At 62.6% G+C, this 13,981-nt stretch carries 12 protein-coding genes; 2 read left to right on the top strand and 10 right to left on the bottom strand.

Annotated elements, in window-relative coordinates; translation table 11 throughout:
* The first annotated feature begins 145 nt into the window (after positions 1-145).
* Positions 146-1,939 (top strand): dihydrolipoyl dehydrogenase, encoded by a 1,794-nt coding sequence (gene lpdA / locus QTN24_RS06845; RefSeq protein WP_144198152.1) that lies wholly within the window; start codon positions 146-148, stop codon positions 1,937-1,939.
* A 314-nt stretch (positions 1,940-2,253) separates the two neighbouring features.
* On the opposite strand, the gene QTN24_RS06840 is transcribed toward lpdA, so the two are convergent.
* Complete coding sequence (locus QTN24_RS06840) at positions 2,254-2,601, bottom strand: hypothetical protein (RefSeq protein WP_144198151.1); 348 nt, start codon at positions 2,599-2,601, stop codon at positions 2,254-2,256.
* Between the two features lie 559 nt (positions 2,602-3,160).
* Here QTN24_RS06840 and QTN24_RS06835 point away from each other — a divergent pair.
* Complete coding sequence (locus QTN24_RS06835; RefSeq protein ID WP_144198150.1) at positions 3,161-4,939, top strand: AAA family ATPase; 1,779 nt, start codon at positions 3,161-3,163, stop codon at positions 4,937-4,939.
* A 136-nt stretch (positions 4,940-5,075) separates the two neighbouring features.
* On the opposite strand, the gene QTN24_RS06830 is transcribed toward QTN24_RS06835, so the two are convergent.
* The 9 genes from QTN24_RS06830 to kbl form a co-directional block, all read right to left on the bottom strand.
* On the bottom strand, positions 5,076-5,768 hold the full coding sequence (locus QTN24_RS06830) for a helix-turn-helix transcriptional regulator (protein WP_144198149.1): 693 nt from the start codon (positions 5,766-5,768) through the stop codon (positions 5,076-5,078).
* 220 nt (positions 5,769-5,988) lie between these two features.
* Positions 5,989-6,195 (bottom strand): type II toxin-antitoxin system Phd/YefM family antitoxin, encoded by a 207-nt coding sequence (locus QTN24_RS06825; protein ID WP_144198148.1) that lies wholly within the window; start codon positions 6,193-6,195, stop codon positions 5,989-5,991.
* A gap of 357 nt (positions 6,196-6,552) precedes the next feature.
* The gene (locus QTN24_RS06820; RefSeq protein ID WP_313836008.1) at positions 6,553-8,001 is read right to left on the bottom strand and encodes a TolC family protein; all 1,449 of its coding nucleotides are present in this window, start codon (positions 7,999-8,001) and stop codon (positions 6,553-6,555) included.
* Entirely contained in the window at positions 7,998-8,969 is a 972-nt protein-coding gene (locus QTN24_RS06815) for an HlyD family secretion protein (RefSeq protein WP_313836006.1), read from the bottom strand. Before QTN24_RS06815 ends, QTN24_RS06820 begins: the two co-directional genes overlap by 4 nt.
* Entirely contained in the window at positions 8,966-9,175 is a 210-nt protein-coding gene (locus QTN24_RS06810; RefSeq protein ID WP_124686769.1) for a DUF1656 domain-containing protein, read from the bottom strand. The genes QTN24_RS06815 and QTN24_RS06810 overlap by 4 nt, the downstream gene beginning before the upstream one ends.
* Positions 9,175-11,151: an FUSC family protein gene (locus tag QTN24_RS06805; RefSeq protein ID WP_313836004.1), complete on the bottom strand. Its 1,977-nt coding sequence runs from the start codon at positions 11,149-11,151 to the stop codon at positions 9,175-9,177. Before QTN24_RS06805 ends, QTN24_RS06810 begins: the two co-directional genes overlap by 1 nt.
* A gap of 5 nt (positions 11,152-11,156) precedes the next feature.
* On the bottom strand, positions 11,157-11,615 hold the full coding sequence (locus QTN24_RS06800) for a MarR family winged helix-turn-helix transcriptional regulator (RefSeq protein ID WP_124686416.1): 459 nt from the start codon (positions 11,613-11,615) through the stop codon (positions 11,157-11,159).
* 91 nt (positions 11,616-11,706) lie between these two features.
* Entirely contained in the window at positions 11,707-12,696 is a 990-nt protein-coding gene (locus QTN24_RS06795) for an L-threonine 3-dehydrogenase (RefSeq protein ID WP_313836002.1), read from the bottom strand.
* Positions 12,693-13,895 (bottom strand): glycine C-acetyltransferase, encoded by a 1,203-nt coding sequence (gene kbl / locus QTN24_RS06790; RefSeq protein WP_124686414.1) that lies wholly within the window; start codon positions 13,893-13,895, stop codon positions 12,693-12,695. The genes QTN24_RS06795 and kbl overlap by 4 nt, the downstream gene beginning before the upstream one ends.
* Positions 13,896-13,981: the final 86 nt, after the last annotated feature.

Here is a 13,981-nt window from a genome sequence, read left to right as displayed (position 1 = left end):
TGCACCGCCCCTCTTTTTCCATACGCTGTCCTCTTGTGCGTCAGCGTACTTGACCGCACCGCCCTCACTCGCTGGCCCAGCACCGCGACGGAATCAGGTGTCGCGAAAGAGCTGCAATCAGCAACCGTAGGTCCAACTCTAAGCCATGACAACAATCGACGTAACTGTCCCAAACAACGGCGACCTCGACCAGGGCGCAACCCTGCTTAGCTGGAGAGTCAACGTCGGCGAGGAAGTCGCCCGTGATCAGATTCTCGTCGAAGTGGAGACTGAGAAGACCGTCATCGAGATCCTTTCCCCAACCGACGGCGTTTTGCTGAGCATCGATCGGGCAGCCGGTGATCTTGTTAGGCCCAACGAAGTGCTCGGCACCATGGCGTCGGCTGCGAACTCTATCGCCGCCGCCGATTCAATTTCTGAACGTGATTTCTCCAACGTTTCGTTGTTCCCAGTGAACATCGAAGAAGCCAGCGAAGGGAGATTTGATGTAATGGTGATCGGCGCCGGCCCCGGCGGCTACATCGCGGCTATTCGTGCCGCCCAACTGGGTCTAAACGTGGCCTGCCTGGAAGGCAACGCCTATGACGATCCCAAGGGCGAAGCCCGCCTGGGCGGCACCTGCCTGAACGTGGGCTGCATCCCGTCCAAGGCGCTGCTGGCTTCGTCCGAAGAGTTCGAAAACGCCTCGCACCACCTGGCCGACCACGGCATCACCGTGGGTGACGTCAAGGTCGACGTGGCCAAGATGCTCAAGCGCAAGGACGACATCGTCGGCAAGATGACGAAGGGCATCGAGTTCCTGTTCCGCAAGAACAAGGTGACCCTGTTCAAGGGCTACGGCAAGTTCGCCGGCAAGGCAGCCGAAGGCTTCCAGGTCGAAGTGAACGGCGAAACGCTGACCGCCAAGCAGGTCATCATCGCCACGGGCTCGAAGGCCCGCCACCTGCCGGGCATCGCCGTCGACAACAAGCTGATCAGCGACAACGAAGGCGCGCTGAAGTTTGAGACGGTGCCGAAGAAGCTGGGCGTGATCGGCGCCGGCGTGATCGGCCTGGAGCTCGGTTCGGTGTGGCGCCGCCTGGGCGCCGACGTGACCGTGCTCGAAGCGCTGCCCGCATTCCTGGGCGCCGCCGACGAAGGCGTGGCCAACGAAGCCCAGAAGCTGCTGACCAAGCAGGGCCTGAAGTTCAACCTGAGCGTCAAGGTCAACGAAGTCAAGACCGGCAAGGACAACGTCACCGTTGCCTACACCGACAAGGACGGCAAGGACCAGACGCTGGAAGTCGATCGGCTGATCGTGTCAGTCGGCCGCGTGCCGAACACCGACAACCTGGGCCTGGAAGCGGTTGGCCTGGGCGTGGATCAGCGCGGCGTCATCGAAGTCGACGACCACTGCCAGACCAAGGTGCCTGGCATCTGGGCAATCGGCGACGTGGTGCGTGGCCCGATGCTGGCCCACAAGGCCGAAGCCGAGGGTACCGCCGTTGCGGAGCGTATTGCAGGGAAGAAGCGCCTCGTCGATCTGAACGCAATCCCCTCAGTAATCTATACCAGCCCCGAGATTGCGTGGGTCGGCAAGACAGAGGCAGAGCTCATCGATCAAAAGCGCGACTATACAACCGGCTCAGTGCTGTTGAAGACGAACGGCCGCGCGCAGGGCATCGGCTCTACCGATGGTTTCGTGAGTGTTTATGCCGACGCGAGGACTGGGGAGATCCTGGGTGTACACATCGTGGCACCAAATGCGTCTGATCTGATTGCAGAAGCAGCGCTCGCCATGGAACTGCAGGCCACTGCCGAAGAATTGGCGCACGCCGTCCATCCTCACCCGTCTCTGTCCGAATGCCTCAAGGAAGCGGCAACCTTGGCGCTCGATGGAGTAAAGGGTGCAAACGCCTCCACACCCATACCGATCGATGATCGCAAAATTGTGAGTTAGCGCGTCAATAGCTCACGCCGGTGCATACTGGCTATGCACCGGCGTGGCAACCGGGAACTCGCCAATCAACGTGAGTTTCTGTCAGCCAGCGGCCCTGAAGGCTCCGGAAGCACTGCAGCCCGTGCAGCGACTTCTGGATTGCCACACACGGTCGCTCCTCGTTCGTCTTGTCGCGGAATCGCACGTCACACTGTTCCTCCGTGCTGTCCGTTGGAATGGACAGTCTTGTCCACGCCGCATTGTCGCACCAGCGCGACGTCCGTCACACGGCAAGGCCCGCCCCTTCCGGAGCGGACCTTGTGTCGGCATTCAAGCTATTTGCTTTTCTTGCCACCTAAGCGCTTTAATATCTTTTCCCACCACATGAGTTTCTCGTAGGGGGGATCGTACTCATCCTTGTCTATCCAGTGACGGTGCACCTCGGTGGGCGTAATTTCGCCAGTGTTGGCATTCACATGCAGCCCAATTCTGCCGGTAGGGAACCATGACGACACTTTTGGGCAGGGAAGCCGGAAGCCACAGCGCCATAGCTGAAGGTAGATGGAAGCTTTCGTTGGCCACCAGGCAGGGAAAAACCAGCCGGCCACGTTCGAGTGAACTTGAATCCTCATCTTCCTGAGGTCCACACCATCCGCGACTAGCTTGGTTGCGATGTCCTTCAAACTGGACTCTGGCATATCACAGTGCCAGAGGAAGCCTGCCCCGCCACCGTCAACCGTTCCTGCCACGCCTGTGCAGGGACCAATGTTCTCGGTAAAAGCTCTCGCTCTTCGTCGCGAGCCAGTAATACCTTAGAGTCCCGCTGTTGTACTTTTTTGACCATTCAACTCCTTTTTATGCTTTGTTGTTCCCAACAACACGTACGGTTTCGCGGACAGCGCTGTGAGGTTGAATTACGGCTTCCGTTCGCAAAACTGAACCGTGGACAGTTAGGGGCATAAAGGGAGGTCCCGAGATTTGCCACTCGCTTTTGGAGCGAATCGACATGCTTCCCCATGCATGGTCCAGACACCTTTTACGGACATCTTTCGGTGGGTCGTCTAAAACGTTCCATAGGCATGTGCTTCCGCCCCTCGACAGGGGGGGGCGACACTCGACCAGCTAAGCTAACATAGCGCGGTCATCCGTAAATCAGAGCTTCGCCCCATTTCCACCATTGGCGGCCTGGCAATGCCAGTCGCTGAGAGCTGGTGTTCAATATAAAATAATTGCGAGTGAATTATGGCTTTATTGAGAGTCGTCTCTGTAAAATTTACTCATTACAAAGCATTTAAAAATTTTTCCATAAATCTTCAAGAATTCAATGTTTTGGCCGGACCTAACAATTCCGGGAAATCTACAATTGTCGGAGCCTTCCGGATTCTGCATGAAGGCTTACGGAAGGCTCGCGCCAAGAATCCAGAACGAGTCACTGTCGATGGCATCGCCATGCAGGGCTACAAGATTAATATTGATGGATTGCCGGTCGCATCGGAGAACATATTCCATGACTATGACGACAGTCGCACTGCGACAATAGTCTTCCGTCTATCCAATGAAAATATTTTGTATTTGCATTTTCCCGAGCGTGGTCTTTGTGTTTTGGTGGCCGAGCCAAAAAATGGCGCTATTCGAAGTCCCAGTCAATTTCGAAATGCTTACGACATTGATATTGGATTTGTCCCGATTCTCGGCCCTGTGGAGCAGCACGAACCTCGGTATCAAAAAGAAGCCGCACGAAAGGCCTTACTCGCAAGCGGGGCGTCTCGTAATTTTCGAAATATTTGGTATTACTACCCAGAAGACTTTTCCCGATTTCGTGAATTAGTGCAATCAACTTGGCCAGGGATGGACATCGAACGGCCGGAATTGAGCGATGACGGTAAATTTCTGTTAATGTTTTGCCCCGAGGAACGATTTCCTCGCGAAATCTGCTGGTCTGGCTACGGCTTCCAAGTTTGGTGCCAAATGTTGACTTTTATCGTCAAATCATCCTCGGCCAGCCTCTTGGTCATTGATGAACCGGACATCTACCTCCACTCAGATCTTCAAAGACAGTTGGTCTCCTTGTTGCGGGAACTGGGCCCAGATATTGTCTTAGCAACTCACTCTACAGAGATTATCGCAGAATGCGAACCAACTAGTCTCTTAAACATCAACAAGCGAAAGAGTTCGGCTAGCCGAGTTCGAGATGTTTCTCAATTAAAGCGGGTTTTTTCAGCCCTAGGGTCGAACCTCAACCCGACCTTAACGCAGCTTGCAAAAACTCGGCGTGCCGTTTTCGTGGAAGGATTGGATTTTCAGATTCTTGCGCCATTAGCTCGAACGCTGGGAATGCAAAAACTCGCAAACCGCAGTGATTTTGCGGTGATCCAGACAGAAGGTTTCAATCCTCGAAGGGCAATTGATCTCGCTGCTGGCATCGAGAAGACAGTCGGAGGGAAGATTCTGCGGTCGGTAATTCTCGATCGCGACTATCGGTGCGACGAAGAAATATCCGAAATCGAGAGAGAGCTTAAAGAGAACGGATTTTACGTACACATACACAAGCGCAAAGAAATCGAAAACTACTTACTCACAGTCAAACCACTTACTCTAGCCCTTCAAGCTCGCCTGCGAGAGAGGGAGCGAAGAACGGGTAAATTTGTTGGCATGCTTCCGAATATTGAAGCTCTACTTAATGCGAATATGGAAGATGTACGCCACGAGGTTTTTGCGCAACTACTTGCTCGCTATTCTGACTTCAAGAAACGTACCGCAGGCAATCTAGATTCAGCGACCGTTAACGCAAAGCTATCTAGGGAATTTGAAGCTAGGTGGTCGCAGGTCGAGGGGCGCGAAGCCATGGTGCCTGGAAAGGAGATTCTTGCCAATCTTAACCGCCAATTGCAAGAATCCTGTGGGGTGACACTGAGCGATGGAGTTATCGCCAATCAATTCTCGCGAGAGACGATTCCCGAAGATTTGCTGCATTTACTCGATTTTCTAAATCAGTTCGGTCAAATGACGGCCCCAGATTAATAAGGATTTCATTGTCGGCTACCGCTCTGCCCTGCCAGGAGCGGACGACTGTCGAAATAGTCCGAGCCGTAGCGGATCTTATACTCGTCCCAAATATTTCCAGACGCGCGAATGATGTGATCCAAGTCCTCGCGCTTCATCGCGCCCCCTCAGCCGATAGGGCTTCGGCAACATCCCCAAGAACGCCCCCCTTTTTAAGCGCTCTAACCTGAAAGATGACGCGTTGCCGCACATCGTCCGGTAGCACCGTCGGTAGCGGCGACGCCTGCCTCAGCTCCTGAGCCCGCTTGGTACGCCCAAGCGCCTTCCGCCACATGTTATGGGCAATGATGTTCTCCCATTCCCTCCACAAGCTTTCGGAGCGACTCGGTCCATTGGCCAGCCACTTAGCCAGCGTCGCCCTTACCCGATCTACAAGCTCTGGGTTGGTGCGTAGCAACCGCACCGCTTCCTCATGTAGTGCCAGGCTTTGCAGATCTTGAGCTTGATGCCGATCCGGATCAGAGCGAACGAAGACCTGAACCTGCGGGGTAGCGCGCCGAGTGTTCGCGCTGGCTGAGCCCGGCGGTGCGGGCTGAAACGTATCCGACACCAACATCGCGAGATCCCCAGCGACGCCCAGTACCGACATCACGCGCAGGTAGGTTCCGATCGATGGAGTCGGATCTCCAGCTTCGACTGAAGTGAGCGTCGTCCGCGACACCCCCACTCGTCGAGCCATCTCGATGGTCGTCAGGCCTTTCGCCTTGCGCAGGCGTTTGATTCGATCACCCAACTGCAGAAGCAATTGGCGCTCGAGAACGGGGGTTGTGCTGCGTAACGTCTCCATATGTCCAGTATCCTAGGCACATTCCAACATTTTGCCCAGTTTGCTGAACAGATGAGGCTAAAGACGTGGTCCCTCGCACGTCACACGGACTATAGAAAGCTTCGAGAGGGCGGGTTGCTTGGCAGGTTTTCTCCGGTGCAGTGATTGCCGCACTTTGCTTTTCGACTTCCGAAAAACTGGGCCCAGTTGCCGATGCCCTCGCCGGCGAGAATTACTCGCATCAACTCCCCTCGAACGAAGCCAGCACGTCGTCCGGCAACGCCGCATCGAAATCGTCCGCGATCTTGATCTCTCCCCTCAGGTCTCCAAACCGTTGCACCTTTACAGCAGCCTTAGTTGGTACCAGCGCCGCCGCCGGCTTACCCGCCTTGGCGATAACTATTTCTTCCCCACCGGCAGCGGCGTCGACGAGTCGAGAGAAGTTCATCTTCTAAAAATGAATAGTTTTCATTCCCACCCCTTATCGACTTAGTCCAGTCTAGCCAAATCGCACAGTGAGTCGATTGCGGTCGAGGTGGTCATGGTATGCCGGAGGGAGAGTGGAGAGTGTCTTGACTGCCTAGTCTTGCTCTCTGGGTCACAGAGACGGAAGCGGTTCAGGTGAGCGCTGCACCGAAAAGACGGCCAATAGGCATGAGAAGCGGACAGCACGCAGAAGACAGTCACGATTGGCCGTGATGTGTCGATTGCGCCGACAAAAAAACCGTAGAGCCTGTAACGATGCGGCTTTCCCACCGATTGCTTTACCGGATTCTCAAACTTTATTGGCAAGATTTCTCAATCTTTATTGTCCCCCTACAGCAATCGCCGGCGCGTTCTGCCAGCCGCCACCCAGCGCCAGGAACAGGTTGATCTGGTCCATCGCCACCTGGGCGTCGGACGCGGCCAGCGCGGCGTCGGTGTTGGCCAGCGTGCGGTCGGCGTCCAGGCTCTGCAGGTACGGCGAGCGGCCGGCCTGCCACAGCATGCGGTTCTGGCGCGCGGCCTCGTCGGCCTTGTCGCGGGCGGCGCGCAGCGATGCGTTGCGCTCCAGCTCGTGGGTGTAGGCCGACAGCGCGCCCTGCGTCTCGCGCAGCGCCTTGAGCACCACGCCGTCGAAATGGGCGAGCGCCCCTTCCGCGCCAAACTCCATGTTGTGGATGCGCGCGCGCGTGCCGCTGGTTGGAATCGTCCACGAGATCGCCGGGCCCCAGCCCCAGTGGGCCGTCGGCGCCTGGCCCAGGTGGTCCAGGATGCCGGTGAAGCCCGCCGACGCGCCGATGCGGATCTGCGGGTACAGGTCGGCCGTCGCCACGCCGATCTTCGCGGTGGCCGATGCCAGCTCGCGTTCGGCCTGCCGCACGTCCGGGCGCCGCTTGAGCAGTGCCGTGCCGTCGCCCACGGGCAGCGGCTGCTTCAGCGCGGGCACGTGCTCGCAGGCCACGCTCTTGACGTCCAGCGCCATCGGCGGCTTGCCCAGCATCACGGCCAGCCGGTAGGCCGCGCCCTCCTGCTCGGCGCGATACCGGGGCAGCACGGCGCGCAGCGTGTCGGCCTGGGCCTGGGCGCGCAGCAGGTCGGTCGGCTGGCCGCGTCCGGCGTCGACCAGCTTCTGCGCCAGCTTCACGCTGCGTTCCTGCAGATCGAGCTGATGCTGGGCCACGTGCAACTCGTGTGTGGCCGTGCAACCCTGCACGTAGGCGCGCACCGTCTCGGCCACCACGCCCACGCGCGCCTGGTCCAGCGCGGCATGGCTGGCCTGCGCGGCCGCCAGCGCGGCCTCGTCGGCGCGCTTGAGCTTGCCCCAGAAGTCGATCAGGTACGACACCTCGAAGCCGATGTCGCCGAAGTTCATCGCCGGGATCTTCTCCTCGTGCAGCAGCGGCTCGCCGGCAATCTGGCCGCGCTCGGCGCTGGCGCGGAACTTCGCTTCGGGCAGGTTCTCGGCTTCCACCTCGTGGTAGACGGCAATCGACCGCTTCAGGTTGGCCGCCGCCACGCGCAGGTCCGTGTTGGCGACCAGCGCCTGCTGCACGAGTGCGTCGATGCGGGGGTCGTCGTAGAGGCGCCACCAGTCGTTGGGCACGTCGGCAATTGACACCGCGTCGCTGTCGGCATGAGCGAACGGGCCGTTGGCCGCGGCCGACTTGACGGCCGCCGCGTCCGGCACCTTGTGGTCGAGGCCGACGGTCATGCAGGCGGCCAGCGCCAGCGGCATCATGGCCGCCAGCGTGGCACGGGCAAGGCGATTCACTGCAGCACTCCGGTTGCGGGCGCGCCCTTGCCGGCCAGCGCGACCTTGTCTTCAGGGGCATGGCGTGCCGCGGCCGGCGCGGCAGGCTTGTCGGCCGTCTGGCCGCCGTCCTTGACGGACACCGTCGCGGTGCGGCCCGCCACCAGGCGCACGTCCGCCGGCATCTGGTCGAAGTGGATGCGCACCGGCACGCGTTGCGCCAGACGCACCCAGTTGAATGTCGGGTTCACGTTGGGCAGCAGGTTCGAGCCATTGGTGCGGTCGCGATCCTCGATACCGGCCGCGATGCTCTGCACATGGCCATGCAGCACGCGCTTCTCGCCCATGATGCGGATGTCCACCGGGCTGCCGATATGGATGCCATGCAGCTTGGTTTCCTCGAAATAGCCTTCCACGTGGAACGACCGGGCGTCGACCATCGACAGCACCGGCTTGCCGGTCACCACGTAGTCGCCCAGGCGCGGCAGCCGGTCGTTGACGTAGCCTTCCACCGGGCTCAGCACCCTGGTGCGCGCCAGGTTCAGCTTCGCCACGCCGATGGCGGCATCGGCCTGCGCCAGCTGGGCCTCGCCCTGCTGCACCTTGGCCAGCCCTTCCTCGATGATTTCCTTGGACACCACCTCGGACAGCTTCTGGCTGCGCGATGCCTCGCGCCGCGCCTGGGCCAGATTGGCGCGCACGGCCGCGGCGGTGGCCTCGGCCTGGCGCAGCGCCAGCGCGTAGCGTTCGTGGTCGATCTCGAACAGCACGTCGCCGGCCTTCACATACTGGTTGTCCTTGACGGCGATGTGCGTGACCAGCCCCGAGACGTCGGGCGCCACCTGCACCACGTCGGCGCGGATATGCCCGTCACGGGTCCACGGGGCCACCGTGTAGTAGTCCCACAGGTGCTTGACGACAACCGCGCCAGCGGCGGTGACGGCCAGCGTCAGCACGACCGGCCCGAGCGAAGAGAGTCTGAGTTTCATGATTGCAGCGAAGGAACCAGCGCCACCACGCCACCGAGGACGATGGCGTACAGCGCCAGATTGAAGAGGGACCGATGCCAGACAAGCCGGTAGAACCCCACGCGCGACAGCACCGCGCGGGCCCCGCTCGTGATGACGAACGCGACGAGCATCCACACCAGCAGGCTGGGGATGAACACGCCATAGAGACTGATTTCACCGGGCATCATGCTTTTCCGGAAACGGTTGCCGGCACCGCCGGCGGAAACAGGGCCACCTGCATGTCGACCAGCGCGGCCAGCGCCACGGGCGACTGCACCTTCTGCCGGGCGTTGTCCAGCCGAGTGCGCAGCGCGGGCGGCGGCGCGTCGGCCGTGCCATCGAGCCGCGCCTTGTAGTAGCCGGCAATGCTGCGCAGCACGCGCCGCACCGCGTGGCGGGCATCGTCAGGCATGGCCGGCATCTCGCGTTGCAGCGCCAGCGCGGTCAGTTCCACGCGCACCTCGCTGAAGCCGTCGGACGACACCTCGCTGGCGCTGGCGGCCAGCCGCGGCACCAGTTGCGCCAGGCGGTCGAGCATCCGGGCGCGCAGCCGCGTATGCGAGCCGGGGTCGCTGCCCAGCGCGTTCTCGGCGATGTCGCTCCACCCCGCCCGCACCAGCCGGCGCGTGGCGGCGCGGGTGCCGAACGGCCGCACCACCAGCGTCCACGCCAGCGCGAACGCGATGCCGGCGATGCCCGCCACGTTGCTGTTCAGGAACGACTGGAAGTTGGCGCTGTAGGCGCCCTGGATGCCGATGTCGTTGGCGGTGACCACGGCCAGCGGCATGCCGATCATCGCCAGGCGCGGCTGCGCCACCAGCAGGCCGATGATCAGGTACGGCACCGCGAACATCAGCACCAGCATCTCGAAGTCGTGCGCCACCGGCAGCACCGCGAACAGCATCACCAGCGAGATCAGCAGGCAGACCAGGTTCCAGTTGAAGAACGACTGGATCATCGGCGCCGGTTCGTCCAGCGCGGCAAAGAAGCAGCACGAGATGGCGCCCAGCGCCACGGCACCGGCGCCATCGGCCCAGCCCGTGTGGATCCAGACCATGCCCATCGCGTAGATCGCCAGCGCCACGGTGACCACCGAGAACAGCAGCATGCCGTGGTCGTAGTGGCGCGCGCGGCCCACTTCCCAGCGCAGGAATTCGGGCACCCACTGGCCCTCGATGTGCTTGTCGCCCAGGCGGCGGCACAGCGTCACGCAGTCGTGCCAGAGCGCCAGCATCTGCTGCAGCCGGTCTTCGGCGGCGGCAACCAGCGCCGCGTCCCAGCCCGGCTGGAGTGGCGTGGGCGACAGAACCGGCCGCGCACCATCGGCCGCGCCGGCCTGGATCCAGTCGCGCACGGCCCGCATCTGCGCGGCCAGCGGCGCCGACACGCCACCGGCGGCCTGCAGCGATTCGACGATCGTGGCCAGCGACGACAGCACCGGCAGCAGCATCGTCATGCGGCCGCGCAGTTCGCGGGCGGCACGCACCCGTGCGGCGCTTTCGGCGTCGTAGCCAAGCTGGCTGATCAGTTGGTCGAGGGCAAGGATGTCGGCCGCCAGGCGGTGGCGGCTGTGGTGGCGCGACACGGCCGCGCCGGGCGTCGGCGACAGCATGTCCCCGGCCCACAGCGCCGCGTCGGCCATCCACTGGCGCGACTTGTCACGCAGCACGTTGGCGACGCTGGCCGGAAACACCACCGCGCCCACCACGGCCGCGCACAGGATGCCCAGGCAGATTTCCTCGGCACGGGCCACGGCAAGGTCGAACACGGCGCCGGGGTTGTCCACGGAAGGCAGCGCGATCAGCGGCAGCGTGTAGGCGGCCAGCATGAAGACGTAGCTGCGCGGCGTGCGGTGCATCAGCGCCACATACAGCAGGCAGGCCACCCAGACGGCCACGGCGGCCGTCAGCAGCGGCGGCGAGTTCACCAGCGGCGGCACCATGGCCACGCCGGCGGCGGCGCCGATCAGCGTGCCCAGCACGCGGTACAGCGCCTTGGAGCGCGTGGCGCCGGTGAGCGGATGGGCGACGATGTAGACCGACCCCATCGCCCAGTACGGACGCGGCAGCCCCAGATACATCGCGATCCAGAGCGCCAGCATGGCGGCGGCGAACGCCTTGAAGGAAAAGACCCAGTCCCGGGCCGACGGCCAGCTCATCATGGCGGTCAGGACTCCTGCTTGCCGCCCGCCGATGCGGCCGCCCGCGACAGTGCATCGAGCACGCGCAGCGCGGCGGCCATGTCGGCCTCGCTGATCTCGGCGAACACTTCGGCCCGCAACTGCTTGAGTTCCACCTCGATGCACTCGGCCATGCGCTCGCCGGACTCTGTCAGCGACAGCACGTTGGCGCGCCGGTCGCTCGGGTCCACCTCGCGGCGCACCAGGCCGGCCGCGCAAAGCTGGTCCACCAGCCGCACCAGCGTGGCACCTTCCACGCCCACGTAGTCGGCCAGCGTCACCTGGCGCACGCCGCCGCCGAGGCGACGGATAAACAGCAAAGGGGCGGCCGCCGCGGCGGAGATGCCGTGGGCGGTCACTGCGGCTTGGCTGATCTGTCGCCATTGGCGCCCGGACAGCATGAGCTGGCCGGTGAAGGCGAAACGGAGGGCGTCTATCGGAGGCATGGGCCGAATGATAGACGTGAATTAATTAGGATGCAAATGATTTCTTTGCGAATTGTTTCACGTACACCATCCGCCACATTGAGACAGCAACTCAGCCAGATGTGCTGGAAACGACAGGCGGCGCGGCGGTGCGCAGGTTTGTCAGCATGTCGTCGACCATCTCGGCCAGGCCGAATTGCGGCTGCCAGCCCCAATCCCGCCGGGCGGCGCTGTCGTCGATGGAATCGGGCCAGCCCTGCGCGATGGCCTGGCGGTAGTCCGGCGCGTAGCGGATCTCGAAGCCGGGCACGCGCTGGCGGATCGCGTCGGCAATCTCCTGCGGCGTAAAGCTCATGCCGGCCAGGTTGTAGCTGCCGCGCTCGCGCACGGCGTCGCGCGGCGCCTCCATCAGTTCCAGCGTGGCGCGGATGGCGTCGGGCATGTACATCATCGGCAGCCGTTCGCCGGCGTTCAGAAAGCAGGTGTAGGGCTCGCCGCGCACCGCGTAGTGAAAGATGTCGACGGCATAGTCCGTGGTGCCGCCGCCGGGCGGCGTCTTGTGCGAGATCAGGCCCGGGTAGCGCACGCTGCGCACATCCACGCCATGATTCTCGAAGTACCAGCGGCACCAGCCCTCCCCGGCCTGCTTGGAAATGCCGTAGACCGTGGTCGGCTCCATGACGGTCTTCTGCGGCGTGTCCACGCGCGGCGTGGTGGGGCCGAACGCGGCGATCGAACTGGGCCAGAACACGCGCGTGATGCCGTGATGCCGGGCAGCCTCCAGCACGTTGAGCAGGCCGGTCATGTTCAGGTTCCAGGCCCACTGCGGCGCCTTCTCGCCGGTAGCGGACAGCGCAGCAGCCAGCAGGTAGATCTGGTTGATGCCGTGCCGCTCGATCACCGTCGCCAGCTCGCCGCGGTCGGTCACATTGAGCATTTCGTGGGCGATGTGGACATGGCGGCCGGTGGGCACCACGTCGGACGTCACCACCTGCCCGCGGCCGTAGCGCTCGGCCAGCGCCAGGGCCAGTTCGGAACCGAGTTGCCCGTTGGCGCCGATGATCAGGATCTTCGGCACGGGGGATTCGCCGGCGCTGCTCATCGGATCAGCCCCAGTTCGCGGCCGGCCTGCGCAAAGGCGTCCAGCGCGGTTTGCAGCGTGGCCTCGTCGTGGATCGCGCTCATCTGCACGCGGATCCGCGCCTGCCCCTTCGGCACCACGGGATAGAAGAAGCCCACGACGTAGACGCCCAGCGCCAGCAGCCGGTCGGCCAGTTGCTGCGCTTTCTCGGCGTCGTACACCATGATCGGCACGATCGGATGGTCGCCGGGCTTGATGTCGAAGCCCAGCCGCACGATGCCTTCGCGGAAGAACCGCGTGTTCTGTTCGAGCTTGTCGCGCAATGCGGTGCTGGCTTCGAGCAGGTCCAGCACCTCGATGCTGGCCCCCACGATCACCGGCGCCACCGTGTTCGAGAACAGGTAGGGACGCGAGCGCTGGCGCAGCAGGTCGATCACTTCCTTGCGGCCCGACGTGAATCCGCCCGACGCCCCGCCCAGCGCCTTGCCCAGCGTGCCCGTGATGATGTCGATCTTGCCGAAGACGCCGCGCGCCTCGTGCGTGCCGCGCCCGCGCGGGCCCATGAAGCCCGTGGCATGGCATTCGTCGATGCCCAGCAGCGCGCCGTGTTCGTCGCAGATGGCGCGGATCTCGTCCAGCCGCGCCACGGTGCCGTCCATCGAGAACACGCCGTCGGTGAACACGAGCTTGTACCGCGCGCCGTCGGCGTCGGCCTGGCGCAACTGGGCGCGCAGGTCGTCCAGGTCGTTGTGCTGGTAGCGATAGCGGCGCGCCTTGCTCAGGCGGATGCCGTCGATGATCGACGCATGGTTCAGCGCGTCGCTGATCACGGCGTCCTCGGCGCCCAGCAGCGTCTCGAACAGCCCGCCGTTGGCATCGAACGCCGAGCCGTAGAGGATGGTGTCCTCGGTGCCCAGAAAGCGCGCCAGGCGCCCTTCCAGCGTCTTGTGCAGGTCCTGCGTGCCGCAGATGAAGCGCACCGACGACATGCCGTAGCCGTGCGTGCGCAGCGTGGCATGGGCCGCTTCGAGCACCCTGGGATGCGACGACAGGCCCAGATAATTGTTGGCGCAGAGGTTGATCACCTCGCGCCCGTCCGCGGTGCGCACGGTCGCGCCCTGCGGCGTGGCGATGATGCGCTCGCGCTTGTACAGCCCCGCGTCGCGGATGGCATCGAGCTCAGCGCGGAGCGATGCATAAAACGCCTCGGCACTCGACATGGCCAGACTCCCGGTGTAGTGTCTCGGATCGCTCGATTCGATAAATCGAACGTGTTCTATATAACGAACGTGCCGTGCACTATAAC

This window comes from Cupriavidus sp. SZY C1, from assembly GCF_032190535.1.
Lineage (GTDB): Bacteria > Pseudomonadota > Gammaproteobacteria > Burkholderiales > Burkholderiaceae > Cupriavidus > Cupriavidus pauculus_C.
This window is presented reverse-complemented; position numbering and strand designations above follow the sequence as displayed.